This is a genomic window from Glaciecola sp. 1036 (assembly GCF_050306235.1).
Lineage (GTDB): Bacteria > Pseudomonadota > Gammaproteobacteria > Enterobacterales > Alteromonadaceae > Glaciecola.
The window spans coordinates 103140-126200 of sequence record NZ_JBLWFH010000006.1 but is presented as its reverse complement, the minus strand read 5'-3'; the positions used below and the strand labels follow the sequence as shown (position 1 = coordinate 126200).

At 38.6% G+C, this 23061-nt stretch carries 17 protein-coding genes; all 17 read right to left on the bottom strand.

Going from position 1 to position 23061, the window contains the following annotated elements; all coding sequences use genetic code 11:
- Nucleotides 1-5: 5 nt before the first annotated feature.
- Entirely contained in the window at nt 6-503 is a 498-nt protein-coding gene (locus tag ACNKW3_RS10595; RefSeq protein ID WP_427399267.1) for a hypothetical protein, read from the bottom strand.
- Nucleotides 504-559: 56 nt separating this feature from the next.
- On the bottom strand, nt 560-1663 hold the full coding sequence (locus ACNKW3_RS10590; RefSeq protein WP_427399266.1) for a hypothetical protein: 1104 nt from the start codon (nt 1661-1663) through the stop codon (nt 560-562).
- 54 nt (nt 1664-1717) lie between these two features.
- Complete coding sequence (locus tag ACNKW3_RS10585) at nt 1718-2260, bottom strand: hypothetical protein (protein WP_427399265.1); 543 nt, start codon at nt 2258-2260, stop codon at nt 1718-1720.
- Nucleotides 2257-3744, bottom strand: a complete 1488-nt coding sequence (locus ACNKW3_RS10580) for a hypothetical protein (RefSeq protein ID WP_427399264.1) — start codon at nt 3742-3744, stop codon at nt 2257-2259. The genes ACNKW3_RS10585 and ACNKW3_RS10580 overlap by 4 nt, the downstream gene beginning before the upstream one ends.
- 2 nt (nt 3745-3746) lie before the next feature.
- A complete protein-coding gene (locus ACNKW3_RS10575; protein WP_427399263.1) occupies nt 3747-5864 on the bottom strand; it encodes an FHA domain-containing protein in 2118 nt (705 codons plus the stop codon).
- Nucleotides 5845-7839: a protein kinase domain-containing protein gene (locus ACNKW3_RS10570; RefSeq protein ID WP_427399262.1), complete on the bottom strand. Its 1995-nt coding sequence runs from the start codon at nt 7837-7839 to the stop codon at nt 5845-5847. Before ACNKW3_RS10570 ends, ACNKW3_RS10575 begins: the two co-directional genes overlap by 20 nt.
- 432 nt (nt 7840-8271) lie before the next feature.
- Nucleotides 8272-8709 carry a hypothetical protein gene (locus ACNKW3_RS10565; protein WP_427399261.1) on the bottom strand — a complete coding sequence of 146 codons (438 nt, stop codon included), beginning with the start codon at nt 8707-8709 and terminating at the stop codon, nt 8272-8274.
- Between the two features lie 84 nt (nt 8710-8793).
- Nucleotides 8794-12336 (bottom strand): ABC transporter permease/M1 family aminopeptidase, encoded by a 3543-nt coding sequence (locus tag ACNKW3_RS10560; protein WP_427399260.1) that lies wholly within the window; start codon nt 12334-12336, stop codon nt 8794-8796.
- Nucleotides 12337-12386: 50 nt separating this feature from the next.
- On the bottom strand, nt 12387-13277 hold the full coding sequence (locus ACNKW3_RS10555; RefSeq protein WP_427399259.1) for an ABC transporter ATP-binding protein: 891 nt from the start codon (nt 13275-13277) through the stop codon (nt 12387-12389).
- A 119-nt stretch (nt 13278-13396) separates the two neighbouring features.
- Nucleotides 13397-14416: an asparaginase gene (gene ansA, locus ACNKW3_RS10550; protein WP_427399258.1), complete on the bottom strand. Its 1020-nt coding sequence runs from the start codon at nt 14414-14416 to the stop codon at nt 13397-13399.
- Between the two features lie 9 nt (nt 14417-14425).
- Nucleotides 14426-17230 (bottom strand): DUF349 domain-containing protein, encoded by a 2805-nt coding sequence (locus ACNKW3_RS10545; protein ID WP_427399257.1) that lies wholly within the window; start codon nt 17228-17230, stop codon nt 14426-14428.
- Entirely contained in the window at nt 17220-17513 is a 294-nt protein-coding gene (locus ACNKW3_RS10540) for a YeaC family protein (RefSeq protein WP_427399256.1), read from the bottom strand. Before ACNKW3_RS10540 ends, ACNKW3_RS10545 begins: the two co-directional genes overlap by 11 nt.
- Nucleotides 17514-17532: 19 nt before the next feature.
- Complete coding sequence (locus tag ACNKW3_RS10535; RefSeq protein ID WP_427399255.1) at nt 17533-17865, bottom strand: hypothetical protein; 333 nt, start codon at nt 17863-17865, stop codon at nt 17533-17535.
- Nucleotides 17866-17943: 78 nt separating this feature from the next.
- Entirely contained in the window at nt 17944-19605 is a 1662-nt protein-coding gene (locus ACNKW3_RS10530; protein ID WP_427399254.1) for an alanine/glycine:cation symporter family protein, read from the bottom strand.
- Between the two features lie 28 nt (nt 19606-19633).
- Nucleotides 19634-20761 (bottom strand): M14 family metallopeptidase, encoded by a 1128-nt coding sequence (locus ACNKW3_RS10525; protein WP_427399412.1) that lies wholly within the window; start codon nt 20759-20761, stop codon nt 19634-19636.
- Between the two features lie 127 nt (nt 20762-20888).
- The gene (locus ACNKW3_RS10520) at nt 20889-22337 is read right to left on the bottom strand and encodes a glyceraldehyde-3-phosphate dehydrogenase (protein WP_427399253.1); all 1449 of its coding nucleotides are present in this window, start codon (nt 22335-22337) and stop codon (nt 20889-20891) included.
- Nucleotides 22338-22616: 279 nt separating this feature from the next.
- Entirely contained in the window at nt 22617-23003 is a 387-nt protein-coding gene (gene msrB, locus ACNKW3_RS10515; RefSeq protein WP_427399252.1) for a peptide-methionine (R)-S-oxide reductase MsrB, read from the bottom strand.
- Nucleotides 23004-23061: the final 58 nt, after the last annotated feature.

The following is a 23061-nucleotide window of genomic DNA, read 5'->3' as shown; positions in this document are numbered from 1 at the left end:
TTCTCCTATTGACTCAACCAGCGCTGTTGTCGATCAAGCTCTTTGCGTAATAAGGGGTTTATATTCAATCGCGCAAGTTGGTATTGAGACAAATGTTCATATTCAAGTAAAGCTGTTGCTGAATCTAAAAAAGAAGTGAAGTCAGGATATACAAGGTCTTGCATAGGAAATTTACGTTTAAATTCTGTCAATGCAGATTTAGCTAAGGATACTTCGCCAGACTTAATATAAGAAGTCACAGCCAGCGCTTGTAACTGCATCGCAGTATGATTGTCTGGATGGTTTGCAGAAAATTGCTGATTACCAAGACAAGCTTCTGCATTATTAGCTAATGCTAAAAACTGGCTTGCATGGCCGTTGGACTGTGCTTCCCGTTTAAAAACTTGCTCGACACAATTTTGATCAAGACGTGAACTAGAAGGTTCTAACGCAGCAACTTGCGGCTCCGTCATAGAACAGGCGCTTAACATTACAATAGCAATAAAAATTAATGGCAATTTCATAGGTAACCCAATGTTGATGTACTCAATTTAGGTTATGAAACAGTTTGCTGGATTTTTTAGTGAATCAGTCGTTGAGTAAGAAAAAAAGCGGAAATATTTTGTTTTTTAGACCAACTTTTAATGATGTCTGGGGATATTGAAGGGCTTTCTAGACCCGACAAATAGTCAGTTAGACTTTGCTGATCCGCTTTATCTAATTTGCTTGTTGATAAAAAAAGTAAGTACTCTCGAGACATATTTTGCTTATTCGGCAAGGGAATCGTCCAGAGGTTTGTTTTTTGTTCTTCCAATACCAACACCTTGTTAGCATCTGAAATTAAAAATACCGATTGAATATGTTCTGGCAATAAAATCTGCATCCTGCATAAACCATGGAGATTAATAGCAGGCAATATATTTGACTCAAACAGTTCAAACGGATGTGTAATTTCTTGGGTCTCAATGCAACCGTTTAAACCGACTCTGGTTTCGATAAACAAGGTCTCTGTGTTAGGTATTAAGATGAACCACAAAGCCAATAGCAACATTAGGCTGCCAGCAATAAACTTAGCTAAGATAGACGCTTTATTTACAGACTGGCTTTCAATGATATTACCAGTGAAAACCTGATTACTCTCGGTGGTAGTTAAGGTGCTATTTACCGATAGCCCAAGACGTTGTAGAAAATTACTAAGCTCTTGTAACTCATTGACGGGTGTTAATACCAATGAAGTATCTGGCAGTGGCGCTCTATAGTTGTCTGTTGGAATAAAAAAACAAATCGAGTTGGCTGTGGAATTTAATCCTGAAAGCGCCAATTGAGCCCGAATTATTTTCTGCTGTAAAAACTCAATCCTTTCTACCTTATTTGTTAAAGGATCAACGCGTCCAGACGCAATAATTATGGTATCGCTATCTTTTGGTTCGCCCTCTGCCAGCCGTGAAATAGAAGCTAATAGATGCCCGATAACAAAGGCTAATTGCCATGATTCTCCGTGATCGATATTTTGACTTATAATGACGTGAAAATTCTGTCCATCAACCATGCGTTGGATCACGCCAGTTGTACGCTGAACAAAGTGTTCATAAGAATCTGAAATGGAGGCTTTATCAGCACTACCTTTTATGGTTACAACAGAAGATTGAGACTCAGGTAAATTCAGTATTTTTTCAATTTTCACCAAGCCTTGGGTTGTTGCAACATACAAATGATATGACTGTATAAGCCTTACTCCCTATCTAATATAGATCTCGCATTCAGCATCACCTAAGGCTGAAAAAATAGCATCATGACTGGATATTTTTGCTTCAAATACACCTTGTCTATTTTTAGTCAGATGTAATGGCATGGCCAACTCTTGATAGAAACAGTGTAAACTTGCCTCTGAAGCAACTTTATCATCTGATCTGTGTAACGCCAATGTAACAGTAACGTCTTGCTTAACTGAGTTTTCGTTTACTGATAAAGCTAGTTGAAAATCTGAGGTTTTGCGCTCAAATATTTGGGTACTTGAACTAGCTGCTACTTGTTTAGGACTGTAAAAACGGCATATTTTTTCGACAATGCTTTTGTAAATTCGACGGTAATTTACATTGCTATTGATCATTGTTTGCACGTTAGCAGATGCACTTGGCATTCTTGACACCGCATATTGAGCAATTTCCGAATAGCTTAGTTTATCTGACACTTTGTCTGCATTACTTATTTGCTTGAGCAAATCTTCACTATGGATTATCTCTGACATCGCAAAAAAGTACGCCTGCTGGGCCTTATTCATTCAAAATACCTCTGGTAATACTCACTTTCTATTATGCAACGGTCAGCAAGGTATTTTGTTTCCAGCGTATAGTTATCACCATTAAAGGCCTGTAATTTAGCTAAAATTTTTCTTAAAGAAATATTCAATATGTTTAGCATTTGCAGTGTAGACATATAGTCATCTATGCTTGCCAAAGTTGAAACTGTAAATCCTTTGCGGTTGTTCTTCTTTAGTGCACTCTGCGCTTGTTCAAAAATATCGGGACATAGACTTTCGGGATTTTCTTCCAATGACGCAACTTGTGTGGAGCCCGCTTCTGACACTTTTTGTTCGATTGTCTCTAACCAAATGCTATATGTGCCCAAGGCTTTGACTACCTTGTTTGGAAAATGCACTTTTATCAGTTGCAAACAGGCCAAAGCGTTTTGGCTATTGAGTTTCATCATCGCCTGAATGAAATTCACTTGCTGCTGATAATTTTCCATTTCATCTAACAATGAGAGACGAGTTTCTCTTGAGCTATTATTACGGACCGCCTGAATTAATTTTGTTTGTGTGGGGGCAAAACTCCACAATGAGCATAGCGCTAGAAACAAGTCCTCACTTAATCTCGTCTCAGTATTGATTAATTCCACTTTGGCCCACTGGGCTTGACTGAGCACTTTTACATTGTTTAATGCGGAAGATAACCTATGCGTGCTTTCTTCCCTTTGATTAAGCATAGCGAAGATGTTTTCACTTATTTTTTCGTCAGCCTCTAACGCATCTAATGACTCTGCTGAAAAGTCTGCTTCTTTGGCTTGAAAGTAAGCACACAATTGCCCATAGAAATTCGATAATTTCGTTAATCCCTCAATATCTTTTGCTTTTTTCCATAAATCACAAAATATCAGGTTCACTTCTCTAGGTTCGATATTTTGAATTTGTTGCTCAAAGAAATATAGTTTTTGTTGCGCACGCGCTGGCGGCAATAGCGCCTCTAATGCCTGATATAAATGTTTTTGTATATGACCTGCACATGAGCGAATAGCGTTGAGCCCTTTCCCCCATAATATTTGTTGGATTTCATCCATAATTTGCGGGGCAAGATTAATCATGAATTCGGTTAAGGCCGCTAAAATATTGATTCTTGACCAAGAAAGCGTAAATTCATGCTGATGAATAACAATTTGCAAGGCATTTGGCAGAGTTTCAGAGGATGCTTGATTTAGAACATTGAGCTGATTGTCCTCAAACCAAGATTTTGCAGTTTCAGAATGAACGGCTTCTTCTATCCAGAAAAAATTGTAAATTGCTGCGTTCTCACGGGTATTGACTACGCGCCACAACAAATGCGCGAGTTCCCATGAAAGACTATTGTAATGGCGAGCGATTAAATGACGACTGAGCAATTCGACATTTCGAGCGGTAAATTTATGCTGTTGTCTATGATTTGCTAAGGTCACATCTTGCAAAAGCAATATTTCATCAGTAAAAGCGGACGATGTTGCTACGAGGGACATAATCAGTCTTCCTGCATTAGCCGCGTTTGGTGTTGAAAATGACTACTTTGTTTTATTTGGGTATAACTGTCAGCCGTGAGAGTAATAATTTCCCCATCAAATTCCAATTGCATTGGCAAGATTACAGGCATTTTTCCAAGTAAGGGTTGCCCTTCGACATTAACATTAGCATCACCAATGGGAGCAACACTAGCGTAGGGCAACAGCTCAATGCGACAAATAGCGACATTGTTGCCATATTTTTTGCGCTCTGTAGACAAACTAAGTGCTTTTGAATCTTTGTCCATACAGAGCACTAAAGGAATTTTCGTTACCCAATATTCCATTCGTGCGGCGTGCATATAATCCGGCCATAATTGAGCAAGCTCTCTTATTCCTTGGTTTTCATGCATATTCTTTTCTAAACTCAAATGCAGCGCATCCGCTTGATTATAAAGTTGCACATTGAGTACAACACCTGCAATTTGCGAATCGGCGCCAAATAATAGCTTGTCGGTATCCTGAATACAGTATGAGCTTTCTAACTTTTTGCCATTTACATATGTGCCATTGGTACTTCCTAAGTCCTCAAGCCAGAACCCTTTTTCATCTCTATAAATAAGTGTTTGTCGACCAATGCGGGATAGCCCCTTATGCTCTATTGCAACGACACCTACAAAATCCTTTGTTAGCGTATCGTTTTCTCTTCCTATCATTAATTTTTCTTCGCAACCAAGGCTGATTTGCTCTGGAAGATTGTTATGTCGAATATGCAAACGAGAATATTGATAGCTAGCTTGGCCATTGATTCTGTTTATAAGCTTCGTAATTGCCTTAAGTTGTTTCTTGAAATGCTTGTCTTCTCTTATACTTGACTCTGCTTGATAAGCCTGACGAAGTGCCTTGTAAATACTATCGTTGCGAAAATTACTCATTGCTTTAGCAATCTTATTACGCACCCACTGTTCTCTATCTGTGAGTTGTTTGCTTGATGATTCTTCTTTTTCGATTTCTCGAATAAGCTTATTTGCTAGAGGTGCACTAGCATTGATGTTTAACGCCTTGCTAATAAAGAGTTTGGCCGTGTGTAGATCCCCAGCATCGTAAAAAATCTTAGCTTGTTTTTCTAGTTGCTGAGATTCGCGGTTGATTTGTTGCCAAAAATTTAATTGACTCTTCCAATGATCACTTACTTTAAATATGTTTTTACTGGCTTTTTTATAAGTCGCCAACCATTCTTCAACATATTTTTTTTCCGCCAGATACTCCAATCGGTTATGAAAGAAATAACGGTGAAGGCTTAAGTAAATCAACACCAAACCTACTATAGCCACCAAACCCAAAGTCACCATAGATGGTGTATAAGGATTACCTATACGACTAATAGTAAGACGAGCGTCTTCACGCTCAAAAGACATATCAACATCGATATTTTGCAACTCCCAGAAACGCACAAGCTCGTTATAAAGATGTGTCACTGTCATGTCGCTGTAAACTGAATAATGTGTTTCGACCACTGGCATAATGGAAGATAACGCATAGTTCTGATTTAATGTTTTAATCAACTTAACCTGATTTTCTTGGCTCAGAGATAACAAAAAGGTAGTGACTGGGACTAATTCTTCGACACTAAATCCTTTTAATGCTAATTCAATTTGGACAGAATGCTGTAAGTTTTCAATATTGATTGTTGCTTGCTGTCCAAGTGCACTGGCTATGACGTTTGTTTGCCAATTAGCGACCTGATCCGATTCCAATACAATATTAAAAATTTCCGTTTGGGAATAAGGATCGTAAGCGGTAATAAATGCAGTTTTATTTTCGGACAAGGGAACAGAATAGAACAATACCAAATCAACCAAAGGATATCTTGAAATTAACCTTGAAAGCACCTGAATATCGCTATCACAGGGCTGATCACTGCATATAGAATCAATCTTGCTAGCAACTTGTACGTTATGTAGCTTTTTGTTCAATTGCTTAACTAAGATTGTTTCTATGTCTTGTTGAGCCTGTATTGCGTGTTGCTCCGAGTTAACAGACGGTAGTAACAACAATGTACGCCCATAGGCTGACGTCGTCAGCGCGCACATTAAGCAAAGAAGTAATACAGAAAAATAATTATTCAGAAACTTCAACAAGTCTAAATCCTGTATCGATTGATTTGGCCCGCTTTTGCAGACGATTAAACTGATCCTGGATTATAACATCATATGATTGCATCCATGAACCTCCAGCGACTAGAGCTTGATGACAGGCCGGTGAACCATATTGATTTTCAGGACAATCTGAAAGCCATTCTCTAACATTGCCGAACACATGCATAAGGTTTGATTTATCTGCCGCTAAGTAATTTACCGGCATTGGTTGTCCTTGAAAATTGACACTTGTAATTGCCTTGCAACCTCGACAGTGCATACTCAACATACCATTTGTGATATCTATTTTCGCCTGCGAACTAATTTGCAACCATTGGATTTTACTGGGTAAGGCAAATTTTGTATTTAGTTGGGCATTTAAAAATGGAATAAACTCTTCTTGAATGGAATACCAGCTAACTTGAACTGCTGGGTAGTCATCATTATTTAAATTTTGTTTTTTCAACGAGGTCGAAATAACTTTATTATCTCTGCACTTACCTGCCCTAATGCATGCATTATAAAGTTGATTAGAAACTTCATGTTGCATTACCCATATTGGCGACTTATTGGTGTTTATTTTTACCAAGGTTATTTGTACTTGGGTGTTTTGGCTATCGGTAAAGCTCAGGTATCGAATATTTGCATCTAGCTTTTCTACCGAGGTGTGAGTTGCCCTTTGCTCTAGGCTATTTGTATTGTCAATTACTTGCTTTACCTCTGCTTGGGGTTGATGAGTAATCTCCGTTGGCTTTTCTGACGTAGGGAAAGTAAAAATTGTCCAACCAATATAGAGAATACTCATTACTACCAAGAAAATCCCTAGCAAAAACCATCTTGGCCAAGCCTTTGTTTTAATTTTGAATTTTTCTTCAAGCAAGGCTTCTATGCTTTGTTTTGACTGTCCGGACAGATGGCAACCAGTCTTTACCAATTCTTCCCATTGGGGTTGCTCAAGTTGTGTACTTTTTTGCTCTAATAAATAAAGGCGCTGACAATAAACTAAGTAGTCACTCAATTTAGGATCTTGGCCTAATTTCGCTACCACATCCTCTATTACCTTGGACAAATATTCTCGAGAATACTTTTCAATATTTACCTGAGTAGAATATTCAAGAGCAGGCAAAATCTGCTGTTCATTACAGTACCCCTTTAGCAAAATCAGATTTTCTATCTGTTTCGCTAACTGATGATAATCATCTGACAGCCACTCTTCTTGGACAAATCGTTGAGTTAAGTTTTGCTCAAATTTTTCAGGTAGTTTTTCCAGCATCTGCAAACAGAGATCTACGCTTTCTGGACGGTCTTGAGGGTTTTCGGCAGTTAATGAAGAAATGAATGAAGCAAAACCTTGTTGCTGATCTCTTGGCAATTTGTTAACCAAGTCTATCAACACTTTGCCTGCGGAATAAATATCGGTGGCTGGGGTTAATTGAGCGCTACCATTTATTAACTCGGGACTTGAATACGCCGGCGTAAATGCAGTATTTCGCTCTGCTTGCACTGAATATTTGCGCGCGCCATGGATAAATTCAGCGGTTTCGAAATCTGTCAACACCAACTGATTTTGCGCATTGATGAGTAGATTTTGAGGTTTAATATCCTTATGTAAGATTCCTTGTTCATGCAATATTTTTAGCGTTGAAAAGATTTGTCTCATCCAGTCGACTAAACATTGCCAATCTAATGAATACTGTTGAGCTAAAAGGCCATATAACGCCTGTGGATACCATTGGTAGACTAAGTACTGACATCCATTTGGCAGCATGTCATTGTCCAAAACATGAATTAAGTGCTGATGTTTGCCTAAACTTTGTAAAATATCGCGCTCTTTTTTTAATAAACTATTATAAGACGGCTCCCACGCTTGTTTTATGGCAAAGGAATTCCCTGCCTGGTCAACGGCATGCCAAACAAGAAACGCATTATTTTTGCTAATGAGCGCTATTGAGCGATAACTCTTATGTTTAAATTCCAAAGGAAACTTACACTTTTATCGACTAAAAATTGACGACTAATGGATATATAGAAATTATTAGCAATAAACGTGCAAAAATGTAGAGACTACCAAACAAAATCATAATGGGATTTTTCTGCTGCTTTCACAGCTGTTTTTCTTACCGAGAATTCATCCTTAGTTGTAAACGAGCTTTGATGACGGACTGGCCTTAGGCTGTTATGAAGCCGCAACTTAATAAGCTCAGTGCGTAGCTCCGTATAATTGCTTGGTGCACTTGCATGGTTTGAATTCTCAATTATCGCTGTCGATTTAGATGTGTCATGTTCCAACTGATCGTTTTTTGATGATAGCTGTTGACTGAACATCAAAACCAAAGCTAACACAAAGGCGCAAACTAGAATAAAAATATTACTGCAACGATTGATTAAGAATAATTTGGTGGGGTAAACCTTAATGACCTGCACTTCGACTCCCTACCGCAGTTAACCAATCTTGATTCATACTGGTTATTTGAATACTTTTTTGACCAAACACTTTCTGCAATGCCAAGGCCTCTTCAATATTTACATTTGGGGCAATGGCTAACACAATTGGGGATTCCGTCGAGATTTGTGCAGGAATAGTTGGCTCCAAAGCCTGGTTATAAAAAGTACCTTCATAGTAAAATAGAAAAAATGCCCGTTCCTGAGCAGTATCCGAAGTTAATTCTTGGTTTTGCGCTTCTAGTTGAAGTCGATTGGCGTTAATTTTAGGCGCTAAATTTTCCGACTCTAACGACGAAGATTGGGGCAAGGAAACTGATACTAGGGCCACTATCATCAAAGAGAAAAAAGCCATAGACAAACCTAAAGCTACCTCTGTCATTGCATTTGCACTAGTGTCTTGCATAAATAAAAACTTATTCAAATACTCTTACTTTAGCTATGCAACGGTTAGCAATAAATTTTCAATTGTTTTAAAAAGTGGCTCATATCAGTCAATGAAATGTGTGTTATCTCTAATTTCCCTGTCAATAAATTGTATTAAGGGATCCGCCACTGCATAAGAAGGCTTTTGATTGGTTTCGATGACTATTTCGTTTAGCCCTGAGGTTAATTGATATTCTTGTAAATGAAGTTGTGATTGGTTGGGAGTAATTTCATCTGGATTATTCGTATACAAACCTATGGAAACTTCGTCATTAAACGCTACCTCAGTTTCGTCACCATTGCCTGAGGCATAAAATTTAGCCACCGAGATTTCCAAAGTCGTTTTATAAATGCCATCTTTCTCAGATAACACTGCACTTTTCAGACTAAAATCATGAATTGCAATTTTATTAAATGCGTCATCGATAAAATCTAAATCTTCATTGGTACTTTGCTTTTTCAATAGGCTGATAAAATCCTCGATAGTCGCAAACTTACCACTGGTGAGATTATACTCTTCAATCAACTGCTTTAACGCCCCATTAAACCCTTGAATCCCTATTCGTTCGGCAATAGCCATCAACAATATGCCGCCTTTATTATAGTGAATGTAGGCTCTATTGAAGGATTCGGATAATGGTGGTTCTAACCTATTTTCTAAGGTTCGGCCAGATAAATAGCTGTTCAACTCGTGCTTTAATACTTTACGTAACATAAGCGCTCCGTATTTTTGACGCATCAAGTTAAGTGCGGCATATTGGGAAAGAGACTCCACTAAAATATCTCCTCCAGCAACATTGGCAACCATCAACTGATGCCCAAACCATTGGTGTGCTATTTCGTGAGCGGTTAAATAATACGCGTAATTAATTTCGGTCTCATCTCTTAAATCAGCTACGAAGCCTAAGCTTTCAGAATATGGCACTGTATTGGGAAAACTTTGAGCGAACTCTCGATAACTAGGAAACTCAATTATCCGCATCTGTCGATATTGGTATTTTCCAAACGCTTGGCTAAAAGCATCCAGCGCGTCTTGAGTTGCCTCTATCATGGTAGCAACATTCCATTCGTGTTTTGGATGATAATAAACAGCAATTTCAACACCATTATGCATTGTAGATTTAACCTTTAAATCCGCAGACAGAATGCTATAGAAGTTCATCATGGGTTTGTCCATTTCATAAATGAAATGGTTGCGGCCATTTTCAGTCCAGTATTTTTTCAAATATCCTGGCGCTATTGCGATTTGAGATTCATGGGTAGATAGACGTGCTTTAAATTTAATCGCATTGATCGAGTCGCCTAAAATGTTTTGTTGCGGTTCATCAGGGGTATCATCCCTCGGCATAAGACCAAATTCAGCTCGTTCAAAGTTGTCTGTTAGATAAAAACTTTGTTTAACACCAAAGGTAGGTAGCAAAGAACGGTTGTCAATGAATGTGCCATTGGTAACCAAGCTAGCATCTTCATCTTTATCTTTAAAGCCAAAATGCTGGCGAGCTAGGGAAATGGTTAAATCGAGTGTTGCGCCGGGAGCCAAAGGCATATCAAACGTAAACCAAGCAGTGTTTAATGCTTGTTCATCCATTACTACACGCCCTTGCTCGGTAGTAAATTTAATATCATAAGAATGTGCAGGTAAATTGACTAAAAATCTTTCTATATTGACTGGACTATCGTTTACTAGAGTAAGTTTAGCCACAGTTTCCAATTTTCTCGATTGTGGAAATATGGCTACATTTAAATCAACCTCTGAAACCTGGGGAACAACAAGATCTTCCATTGCACTGTACTGAGTTTCGTATAAAGCTTTTAGCTCCTTTAATCTGTCACTGGAGATAAACTGGTTAGTCACCTTGGTGTTGTAGTGAATTAATGTGCCTGAAATAACAAAGGCAACTGTTGCAAATAATGCCAATGCTCGCCCTGAAGAACCTAGCCGATTTCCTGCATACCGGAAACGTTCAGATAAGGTGGTGTAATAACCTCTTCGCCAAAGAGCAAAACTGAATGCTGATAATATTAAACTTAAAGCTCCCCAATACAGCATATAGGCATTTTGGGTCTGCATATACCAACCGTATCGATTCATATCTGAAAACTCTAATACAGGTGCACTAGCAAAGTTGAACATATTGTGTTCAATTCCGATTTCAGCAAAAACCAAGGATACGAAGATGTAAGACACAAAAATCAGCATTCCGATATATTTGTTTGGCGATAGCACCTGAATAAAAAAAGACAAAATCGTCAAATACACATATGGCAGACCATAAAAATACACCAGACTTATAAAATATTGGCTAATATCTAAATCAAAATATGTATGAATCAACTGGTTATAAATAGTAATAGAAACGCCAAAAGCAAAAATGATTAGCTGGATAACAATCACTGAAATTAGTTTTGATAACCAAAATATGGGGTTTTCTACAGGCATAGCTTCAATCACTTCGGACATATTCAGCAACCTCTCCCGCCAAACAGTTTCTGCCGTGTAGAAAGTAATTATTATCAACATTAATAGGCCATAGGAGCTCTGAATGAGTTCTACCATGAATTGTGTCAGCGGCATTTTTGATGAACCGTAAGGTCCGGGCTCGAAAAGCAAACTCACCAGCATCATGAAGGTACAAAATCCCAGCAGAACAATAAAAGAGGGGGATTTAATTATTTGCCGAATTTCGAATTCAGTTCGAACTTTAAATTGCTCAATTGCACTATATTCTTGATATTTGGCACCGATATTATACAACTCTGCTACCTGGGGAGGTCCTGATAAGCTAGGGATCTTATTAGGACTAGATGCGCTAAGTTTTAACGGTTTGCGAAAATCTATCAAAGTTAACATGCTAAGAATAGCAATGGCTAGCCAAATGATGCGGTTGAGTACTATCTCAGTTTCAAATCCGATTATTTGAGAGTTGCGCATGCTAGGTGTCCAATACCTAGTGACATCTAAATAGGCGTTTATCCCAAAAGGATCTATCAGGGCCATGAAAAATCGAGTTTCCTGCCCAGTAAACATAACTTCACTGATTATGTATAAGATCAATAAGCCTAAGGCACTTAAATAAACGGCTAATATGCTCTTAAACAGACGAGCGGCTGCGTAAAAAAGACATGAAAATAACAACATCGAAGGTACAGTGAATACCAGAAATGGCTGTATATAATGCCAAATATTGAACGGACCCAATTTATCCGATACTAGCCAAGGCATTAAACTGCCTAGCATTAACCCTAAAGGCACCATGGCAAAAACGGTCAAAACCATAGCATAGCCACCTAAAAAGCGGCCAAAATGGTAACGAAAATGATCGATTGGTTTGGTATAAATAATTTCATTCATACCACTCACCTTCTCTCTCAATGCAGTACTGCCGATAAAATTCACCACCAAAAACATGCCAAAAACAGAAAATATTAGAAGCGCTTGGTTTATCGCATAAGGGCTATTAGCATTTAAATTGGTAGTAGCGCCAATATGCACTTGATCCAATGTGATGGACAAAAACGGTAGCAAGAAGAATATGAGCGAAGTGACAACAAAAGAAGGCTGGTGCAGATAATACCGCCATTCAAATTTGAACATTCTCCACAACATGTAAAATTTCCTTAATTCACTAGCGTTAAAGGTGATGCTAGCCTTATAACTTAAGCCGGTACAGTATCTAACGGCGTTACAGCTTGTTTAAGCGAGTTAAAATACACATCTTGCAAACTGGCAGGTGCAGATTCAAAGCCTTCGGGAACCGTATCCGAGACCACGTGTATAACGGTACGACCGGCGAAAAGACGTTTTGAAATCACATTATATTCTTGCTCATAAGACTCTATTTCATGACGAGAAATGGTTTTTCGCCAAATGCGATCTTCAAGCGCCTGAGTAACTTTCACTGGGTTGCCTTGCAATAGAATTCTACCGTTGCCTAATACCGCCATGTCTTCGCAAAGCTCGGATACATCTTCAACAATGTGGGTGGATAAAATAATGACTTTATTACTGCCTAAACTTACTAATAAGTTATGGAATCTATTTCGCTCTTCAGGATCTAGCCCAGCGGTTGGTTCATCTACAATTAACAAATCAGGGTCACCTAATAACGCTTGAGCAATCCCAAAGCGCTGTCGCATGCCGCCAGAAAAGCTACTGACCGCTTTTTTTCTGACTTCATATAAATTGGTGTGAGCAAGTAAACCTTCAACCGTTTCTTTACGGATATTTTTGTCTACTAACCCTTTTAAAACCGCTAGATGATCAAGCAACTCATAGGCACTGATTTTTGGATAAACACCAAATTCTTGAGGCAAATAACCTAAGCGCTGACGAATGTCTTCTGGTTGAGCTAACACATCTATACCATCGAAAGTGACATTACCGCTATCAGGCACCAATAAGGTGGATAAAATTCGCATGAGTGTAGACTTGCCTGCTCCATTTGGGCCAAGTAAACCAAACAGTCCTTTATTGATGTTTAAAGAAACATCATCTAACGCTAACACCTGATTGTCGTAGATTTTTGAGATAGACTCAATTTGCAACATGATATGACACTAATATAGTTTTCAAATTCTTCATCTAAGTTACCAAGAGATTGAAAAATATAATAGTCTGTAGATTAAATTTTCAAAATTCCCTTTGTTACTAAATGTGAATTTTAGGCTTAGAATTGGTCCATTTCACCACGTAGACTGGTTGCCATTTGTTTTTGGCGCTGACTAAAACTCAAAGTATCTGAACTTAATAAGTAGTGTAATTTGGCTAATGCAGCCTCTGGCGTAATATCTTTTCCTGAAATCACACCCGTTTGGGCTAATAACTTTCCGGTTGCGTAGCCTTGCATATCAACCTTACCACGCAAGCACTGGGTACAATTCACAATCAATATCTGGTCATCGTAAGCTTGTTTTAAAGTAGCTAACAAAGTCTCTTGTTGTGGCGCGTTCCCCACACCGTAAGTCATTAAAATAAGTGCTTTTACAGGCTGTTGTAGAATATTTTTTAAGACTTGAGGGCTAATTCCAGGATATAAGCTAACCAAGCCTACCGGCTGGCTTTTTATATCGCTTACCTTTAACTCCTGATTACTTTGGGTTTGTTTAAAAACGTAGTCCGTTTCTATTTTTATTCCCGCTGTTAATAATGGCGGGTAATTAGGTGAATCAAATGCCATAAACCCATCAGCATCCACTTTACGTGCTCTGTTGCCTCGATACAGGTAATTATTAAAAAACAGCGTCACTTCCGGAATTGGATAATTAGCGGCAATATAAAGCGCATTTAGCAAATTGGTTTGACCATCGGAGCGAAGTTCAGCTAATGGTATTTGGGAACCAGTCACAATCACAGGTTTATCTAAATTCTCAAACATAAAAGATAGCGCAGAAGCCGTATACGCCATAGTATCTGTGCCATGCAATATGATAAATCCATCATATTGGTCATACACTTGTTTGATATCTTGCGCTATGGTTTGCCAGTCAGCCGGCACCATATCGCTAGAATCTAACAAGTTACTATATTCGTGAATTGTGAACTTTGGCATTTCCGAACGATGGAATTCAGGTAACTTGGCCAAGGTTTCAGTTAAAAACCCTGGCACTGGTGCGAATCCTTTTTCGGAGGCTCGCATTCCTATAGTTCCGCCAGTGTATGCCACATAGATATGTTTATTTGCGGACATGGCGATTACTTACATAAGCTGAGATAAATGGCTTAACAGCAAGGGTTCAATTGCTGTTAACTGACGTTCATCTTCAGCATTTAACGGGCCTTGATGTAACCAATACATCCAAGCAACTGAAGCGGTTAAATTTTCTGCGCCTTCCAGTTTATTTGCCATTATTTGCAACTGAACATCTTTTTGAATTTCGATCGGTGCTGACTCTACAGCATTCAATAATACCACTACAGCTTGAAGTAATTGGGCCCTTTGCAAGTTGTCAAATAACGCCGACGTCGGCAAAGATTTATCTAAAATTGCACTCAAAAGTGCAGGTTTAGCCTTGTTATTGTCGTCAGCTTTCCACTCATGTAAACAGCTCAACAACTCGTTAAATATTGATTGCGATTGGGCCTGTTGTTGCGCTTCAAGAGATTGCTTTAAGGATTTGATGAGCGATTCTTTATGTTTTTCATACTGCGATAAAATAGATTTTGAGACATCTATCCCGCCAAATTCGTGATCAATTACTTGTTGTAATATTGCTCGAAGTGTAGCGGCATCATCTACGTTTTTGGCTTCTTCTCCCAGACTTTGCAACTGGTTAATCGCAATATCTAAAGCTTCTCTAGCTTGTTGTTCAGCCTCATTTTTAGCCTGATGTAAACGCGAAAAAATTGCGTCATTATGAGTTCGGAACTCGTTCCATAATGACTGATCTGCTTGCTTACCAGCAAATCCAATTAGCTTCCAGTTTGCTTGTAACTCCTTAGCTTTCTCAACAGCCTGGTTAGCATCATCTTCACTTAATAAATCTTTTGCTTTACTCACTAAGGCTGATTTTTGCTTGTGATTGTCAGCATAAAATTCATTTAACCTTTCATTTAAAGGTGTAGTGGTTTCTTTAAACGCTTTGTTTAACGACTTTTTCTGCTGAACATCTAGCTCTTTAATTTCTCTAAATTGGCGGCTTAACGAATGCAGTTGTTTTGCCATTTGGTTAAGGTCTTCTTGCTCTCCTAACGCGGCTAAACTATCAATAATTTGTTGCGCCTTTTGCCCATTTTCTACGCGTAATTTTTCCTGCTCAGCATAAAATGCTCGGCAAGGAGCAAAAGCAATTTCTAACTTTTCATTAAATGCTTTATTAAGCTTATCGTCTTCTTCAGTATCCAAGCGACCAAGTGAATTCCATTCTTTTCTCAGCAACTTAATTTGTTGTGCCAAGTCCAGTGGGTTCAAGGTTTCTTGTTTACTTAGGTTTTCAGCTTGCTCTAACAGTTCGGGCTTTTTAGGAGTCGCGATATAGGACTGCCAATCCTTAAGTTCTGAAACTTGAGAAGCTAAATCATCATATTTTTTTTGCAAACTTCGTTTTGGTGATTCAATACTTGAAAATAAACTTGCACCGTGATTAAAAGTGGCAATACCAGCCTTAAATTTGCCTTGATCAATTAAGCTAGCCGCCACATTAAGTTTGCTATGACATTTTTTTTCAACCTGCTGTTGTTGTTGCTTCTCTTGCTGAAAAAATGCATTTATTTGGCGACTTAGTTGCTTCCATTTGGCTAGTAACTCTGGGGCATATTCTTGGTCTTGGATAAAGCCTTTTTTGGCTAACCCAAATTCTTCAGATAACACCTCTTTTGATAAATTGTGATTGGAAAATTCTAGCCAAACATTTTCTAAGGTATCAATAATCGCAACCAGTCGATTATTATTTCGAATGGACTTTTCTATGCTATCCAAAGAGGACAAAGTACTCTTTATTCGCTGGCTAATCGACTTTTGTAATTGCTGATGGGCTGGTGTTTGCTGTTCTGCATTCTCTAGCACTTGGGCTAACTGACTATTAGCGTCTTGCAATGCATTAGTAAGCAATTCCTTTTGCACATCTATTTGCTCTAAGGACGTAGCATTTATCAAATGGCTTACTTGTGTCTCAATGTCCAGTACTTGCTGATTAACTAGTGAAAGTTCATTAGTAAGTGCTTTAAGCTTTACTTGTTGCTCAAACGCAGGTTCCAAGTTGGCTAACTTATTGGTTATCTTTTGCTTCAATTGCAAAAATTTACCACCAAACTCCGCTGCTTCTTTTTCATCTAAGTAGGAAAACTGTAATTTTGCTGCTTCAAATGCCTCAAAATATTGGTTAGATTTTTGTTTGATATAAGCGAAATCGTTACTATCTAAAAGCGCTAATAATTGAGAATTAATTAAGGTGATATCTCGTTTAAGTTGCACCGGAATAAGTGCCTGTTCTGCGAACTGTGCAAGACGATTATCAATCTCTTGCTCGACTTCAGTATTTGCGGCCTGTTTACGTAAACGTTTTAAGGATTTTTCATCGTTAAATTGTTCGATAATCATGATTTGCTGAGACGGACTAGCGCTCTCCCGATAATAACGAAAAATTTCGCTCTGGGAGCCATGCGCTAGCAAAGCGCTGAAATAAAGCGCCGAATTAGATGCTAATCTACTACTGTCTCTCAATAACTTTTGAATGATATCTAAATGCTTAGCTTGCAGAATGAAGTCTTGAAACAATGCGTCACTTACCAATGAAGGATCTTCCAACATAGATATTGTAGTAGTTTTAGCTCTACTTTTTAACGTTGCATCCAAGGTGGTTTCATAGGTTTTTAACCACAATGAATATTGCCCCAACTTTTCCAAGGCCGCTAATTGTACTTTTGAATCTGCATCATTAAAGGCTAATTCATGTAACCAAGCCTTATTTTTATTATCGACTTCCGACGCTTGCTGTATCGCTTGAATGCGCTTTGATGGATTTTTATGTTTATAGTTTGCGGTAAATAACTGCTTAAATATCATCTTGTCCAAACTTTGCTATCGAAGACTGATTTGTCGTCTGATGTTGTAATTCTTGTTTCATTTGTTGACGTGATTTTTGAATAATTTCGCCATTCTCGCCAACCGTCATATGTTCACCAGACTGTTCAACCTTTCCTTGATATAGCATGACAGCCTGCATAGCATATTCTTTTTGTTCTTCGGTCAATTTCATACCGTTTTCCCACTTACCTGTCTCTACCGCACTACGAAGTTTTAAGTAGATTTCTGGTGTCATGGTTGCTAGTAATTGTTCAAGTTGCAAACCTTCTCTCCAATCAAGATTATTTTCTTTTCGTCAAGGTTATTCTCACCCGATTTACCGCGTACCATAAAAAGGCTATTGCGGTTACACCGACAGCAGCATTATACATCATAAGACCAGTTTCAGTATCTGGAAAATCACCTAAAAACACAAAATATGCGCCAATAATAAATAACAGGATAGCCAACATTGATTGGTTTTGTAGGCTTTGTAGTTGTTTAAACTTGGCCAAACTGGCTTTGCGTTGAATATCTTCTGGCGACGCATTTTCAAAATTAAGATGGCAGTTTGGACACTCTTTTGCCTTATCAGACATTGGTTTATTACACGAAGGACAAGTTGTAATTGCCACGCATTACCTCCAATTACATTTCTAAATAAAAAAAAGGTTAAGCCTCTGCTTAACCCTTTTATGTGAAAGTTGTGACTGTTATTTGCTTACTTTTTCCCAGTATTCATTAACGGTCTTTTTCATTTCCTTATGTAACACTACGATACCAAATAAGTTAGGTAATGTCATAAGGACTATGGCTACTGCAGAAATTGCCCAAACCAAGGTAGTATCAGAAACCGCCGCCCAATAGAAACCTGCACAGTAAATGACTCGATATGGCATGACTGAACGTGGCCCTAACAAATAGGTCATGGCTCTATCACCATAATATGACCAAGCAATAGCAGTAGAAAATGCGAATAGCAAGATGCCAATGGGCACTATATACTCACCATATTGCCCAAAATATCCTTGACCAAAAGCTTTAGCAGTTAGTCTTGCAGAGTGAATCAATGAGTTACCCTGAACAAGAATATTTTCCCGCGCAATATCACCCTCTTGAATTTTAAGTACCCCGGTAAATGGGTCTTCAACTGATCCGGTAAAATACTGCACATTTTCTGCGATTGAACGCGAGTTAATCAAAGTAAATCCACCAGTTTGAGCTACGCCATTTACCACTTGGATTTCGCCACTGAACTTAGTCACAGCATCCGCATCAATATTGTTTAGATAGGCATGTAATTTCTGTACATCTTCAGCATTAGTTTCTACAAATTCACCGGATAAGAAGACCATATCAGATCTTTCAAACACATTTTCATGTTTTTGATTCCACACGCCTGAAGATAGAATGACAAGGCCGGTGATTGTACAAATAATAATAGTATCGATAAAAGGTTCTAGAATAGACACCATACCTTCAGAAACCGGTTCTTTTGTTTTTGCTGCAGCGTGAGCGATAGGCGCAGAACCTTGCCCAGCTTCGTTAGAAAACAAGCCTCTATTAACCCCTCGGTTAAATGCATAAGCGAAGGTGGCTCCAAGGAATCCGCCCGCAGCGGCTGATCCGGTAAAGGCATCAGAGATCACAGAAACGAAGGCAGGACCTATGTTTTCAATGTTTGCAAAAATTACCGCTAGTGCACCTATGATGTAAATAACAGCCATAAAAGGCACGATTTTGGAGGTCACTTTGGCAATACGATGAATACCACCTAAAATAACTAAGCCTAGTAGCACCGCTAATACGCCACCGACAATATGTGAATTAACACCAAAAGATTCGTTCATGGTAGCTGCCACACTGTTACTTTGTGGCAGGTTGCCTGTACCAAACGAACTAATCACGGTAGCGATAGCGAATATTACCGCTAACCATTTCATGTTGAGGCGCTTATCCATATAGTACATAGGGCCACCAGCCATAGTACCATCAGAGGTTTTTTCACGATATTTGTGAGACAAGGTTACTTCCACGAACTTGGTAGTCATACCGAAAAATGCTGTTGCCCACATCCAGAAAAGCGCTGCAGGTCCGCCAAGAAAAATAGCAAATGCGACCCCAGCAATATTTCCCGTTCCTACGGTGCCTGAAAGCGCTGTTGCCAAAGATTGAAAGTGCGTGGTATCCCCTGGGTCATCTGCTTTATCAAACTTGCCACTAACTACTTGCCATGCATGTTTAAAATAGCGAATTTGTGGGAATTTTAAGTAAATGGTAAAAAATATGCCCACGCCCAGCAACACGTATGGGAACCATGGAGCACTACCTAAGTACCCATCCAACATGTTAAAAAAGTCGAGTAAAACATCCATAAGAGAAGTTCCTTTAATTATTGTTATTTTATCTAAGTTTGTCGGCTACAGCTCTTATAGCGACTAATAAATCTTCACCTAACTGCATACACCTGATTGGAGACCAGCCTAATACAGGATCAGGTAAATTGGCATTATCTTTAAATGGCATTTCTAAGGTATAAGAAAGGCATTCAAATTTTTCACCTACAGCATTTGTCGCTATGGTTAAGTTTGCCTCGCCTGGTGCATCCTTTTCGTACCCAAAAGTGTCTTGAAACTCAGGCGTAGTCGCTAACAAAGTAGATTTAAACAGGTTTTCAAGGTTTTGTATACGTTCTGAGTAACTTGGATTCCCTTCAGAGCCAGCAACAAAGTTGTAAGGCAACGCCTCATCCCCATGAATATCAAGGAAAAGGTCAACTCCTGTGTGCTGCATTTTTTGCATTACATAATAAACTTCAGGGCTAAATTCTTCACTGGGTGTTTGCCATTCTCGATTAAGGTTTCTTCCAGCCGCATTGGTTCGTAGATGTCCTCGATATGCCCCGTCTGGATTCATATTGGGTACTAAGTAAAAAACAGCGTCTTGTAGCAGTTCTCTTGCTACGCCATCTTGAGCATCTAATAATCGCGAAATTAAACCTTCCATTAACCATTCGGCCATGGTTTCACCAGGGTGTTGACGTGCGATCACCCATATTTTTTGCTTCGCTGTAGATTCATCGCCAGCAACAAGCATATTGAGCTCACGTCCATCAATGGTTAAGCCCAATAATTCATGTCGACAATTATCAGATGTTTGCGCCGAGCCAATAAGGTCTAGATGGCGTTCATAGCTGTATGGTGCAAAATAGGCGAAGTAGACGCTTTCACACTCTGGGGTAAATGAGAATGTGAGATTGTCACCATCAAATTCAGTATCAACACGAAACCAAGTGGATCTGTCATAGCTAACAGCAACCTTATAATCTTTCCATCCATCTGGATATGCGGAAGCCGCTAAGTCCAGTATTTTAAAGCTATGTTCTTCAAATGCCTTTGAGTGCATTTTAAAATGAAACCATTGATAAAAATCAGATTGATTATCTTTTTTGATGCGTAATTGGATATTTGAAGCCGCATCTGCCGTAATGACTTCAATATTCCCGCTATCGAATTGGCTATTTATAGTAATTGTCATTGTTATGCCTACATCGAAATGGATTTTAGAATATTAGCAGACAAAGAAATATTGGAAAACTGAAAATTAAAAAGGCCGCTCTTCAACGAAAGGAGCGACCAAGGTTGGAACTGTTATTTAATTAAGCTTTTGGCAATACTGGAATTTCAAGTTCAGCCATATCACGTAAAACACGAAGTACCTGACAGCTGTAACCAAACTCATTGTCATACCATAAATAAATAGTCGCTCTATTACCTGACACTATGGTTGCTTGAGAGTCGACTATGCCAGCGGCAGAAGTACCTACAAGATCAGTAGATACAATTTCTTTAGATGCAGTAAAGTCTATTTGATGTTGTAGCGGAGAGAATAATGATGTTTTTTGCAAGTATTCGTTAATTCCCTCTTTGGTTACTTCATTTTCCAAGTTTAGATTGAGAATTGCCATAGACACATTGGGCGTTGGCACTCGAATCGCATTACCTGTTAGTTTTCCTTCAAGCTTTGGATAGGCTTTTGCTACTGCTTTGGCCGCACCAGTTTCAGTGATTACCATGTTCAATGGTGCTGCACGCCCTCGGCGATCTGCTTTATGGAAGTTATCAATAAGATTTTGGTCATTGGTAAAAGCATGCACAGTTTCAACATGACCGTTAACAATGCCGTATTCTGAATCTAACGCCTTTAAGGTTGGCGTAATTGCGTTTGTTGTACAACTTGCGGCAGAAAGTACTGTGTCTTGAGGTTCAATATCGCCGTGATTAACACCATACACAATATTCTTGATATCACCTTTACCTGGTGCAGTTAACAACACTTTTGCAGCGCCTTTTGAGGTTAGGTGCTGAGATAAACCATCGCGATCGCGCCAAACACCAGTATTATCGCAGATCAAAGCGTCTTCTATACCGTATTTGGTGTAATCGACTTCACTTGGATGATTGGCATAAATAACCTGAATGTAACTACCGTTTGCTTTAATTGCATTACGCTCTTTATCAATGGTAATACTGCCTAAAAATGGACCATGTACAGAATCTCGACGCAACAAAGATGCTCTCTTTTCTAAATCACCTTCTTTACCACCCCGAACCACTATAGCTCTTAGACGTAGTTTATTAGCCTTACCTTGACGCTCGATCAGTAAGCGCGCCATTAAACGCCCTATTCGGCCAAAACCATACAAAACCACATCTCTTGGTTTTTGTTCATCCTGTTTACTTAGCACTGAAGACAATTGTTCTTTTACATAGTCTTCAAGAGATACCGAAGCAGAATCGACTTTTGTAAGGTAATCATAAGCAAGCTTGCCTATATCGACTTCGCAAGGAGAAAGAGACAATTTTTCGACAATTTCTAATACTGGCCAGCTATCTCTTAATTTAAGTTTACTGCCTTCAAACAAACGAACTTTTCTATGCGATTTAATCACGTCAATGGCATTAGCATTTAATAAACTTCTGCCGTACAAGCTTATTTCTACCGCATTGTTACGATACAAACGTCCGATAATTGGTAGCATACGCTCAGCGTATTCCTGACGCTCTTGCCAACTATTTTGTAATTCCTGTTCAAACTGCTGATTCATTTCCTTTACCCATTTGTGTATTAAGAGGTTGCTATCTAAGGTGTTGCTGGGGCGCATTCTAAAGAAAGTTTTTAAATTAGCCAAATTGTTGAAATATTACAGTATGAGTTTCACAACAACCAAGAAGCTAAAAATCCTTCCTAAATATCCGTAAATTAAGAACAATGTAAATTTTTAATTAATCAAAGACCAAAAAAAAGGCATTTTTCAATGCCTTTTTAGAGATTTTATGTAATAAATTTACATCTAATAATTTGGTCTTATATACTTTTTATATTCTTAGTTTTGCTCTGAAAAAGTTAAAGACACTGAATTAACGCAATAGCGTTTCCCCGTTGGTGCTGGACCATCATCAAATACATGACCTAAATGTGCATCACATTGCTTGCATAGAATTTCGATGCGGGACATTCCGTGACTATTATCTTGCTCATATTTAACATTGTTATCAGAAGTCTGCTGATAAAACGATGGCCATCCGCAGCCAGCATCAAATTTACTTTCTGAGGAAAACAATTTGGCGCCGCAACATTTACAAAAATATTCGCCGGTCTTTTCATTGTGCAAAAATTCGCCTGTAAATGGGAGCTCTGTACCTTTGAGACGAGTAACGCGGTATTCTTCTTCTGTCAGTTTTTCTTTATAGTTATCAGAATCATTTGCCATCAGATTTCTCCACTATTTGTGCTTGGTTTATGATGATTAGGGGAACGATACTTTCATA

Excerpts from the sequence above, each read along its gene's own strand:
- ACNKW3_RS10530 (WP_427399254.1), bottom strand. The coding sequence starts at position 19,605 with ATGGATGTTTTACTCGACTTTTTTAACATGTTGGATGGGTACTTAGGT.
- ACNKW3_RS10545 (WP_427399257.1), bottom strand. The coding sequence starts at position 17,230 with ATGATATTTAAGCAGTTATTTACCGCAAACTATAAACATAAAAATCCA.
- ACNKW3_RS10565 (WP_427399261.1), bottom strand. The coding sequence starts at position 8,709 with ATGCAAGACACTAGTGCAAATGCAATGACAGAGGTAGCTTTAGGTTTG.
- msrB (WP_427399252.1), bottom strand. The coding sequence starts at position 23,003 with ATGGCAAATGATTCTGATAACTATAAAGAAAAACTGACAGAAGAAGAA.
- ACNKW3_RS10560 (WP_427399260.1), bottom strand. The coding sequence starts at position 12,336 with ATGTTGTGGAGAATGTTCAAATTTGAATGGCGGTATTATCTGCACCAG.
- ansA (WP_427399258.1), bottom strand. The coding sequence starts at position 14,416 with ATGTCCGCAAATAAACATATCTATGTGGCATACACTGGCGGAACTATA.
- ACNKW3_RS10555 (WP_427399259.1), bottom strand. The coding sequence starts at position 13,277 with ATGTTGCAAATTGAGTCTATCTCAAAAATCTACGACAATCAGGTGTTA.
- ACNKW3_RS10580 (WP_427399264.1), bottom strand. The coding sequence starts at position 3,744 with ATGTCCCTCGTAGCAACATCGTCCGCTTTTACTGATGAAATATTGCTT.
- ACNKW3_RS10585 (WP_427399265.1), bottom strand. The coding sequence starts at position 2,260 with ATGAATAAGGCCCAGCAGGCGTACTTTTTTGCGATGTCAGAGATAATC.
- ACNKW3_RS10595 (WP_427399267.1), bottom strand. The coding sequence starts at position 503 with ATGAAATTGCCATTAATTTTTATTGCTATTGTAATGTTAAGCGCCTGT.
- ACNKW3_RS10520 (WP_427399253.1), bottom strand. The coding sequence starts at position 22,337 with ATGAATCAGCAGTTTGAACAGGAATTACAAAATAGTTGGCAAGAGCGT.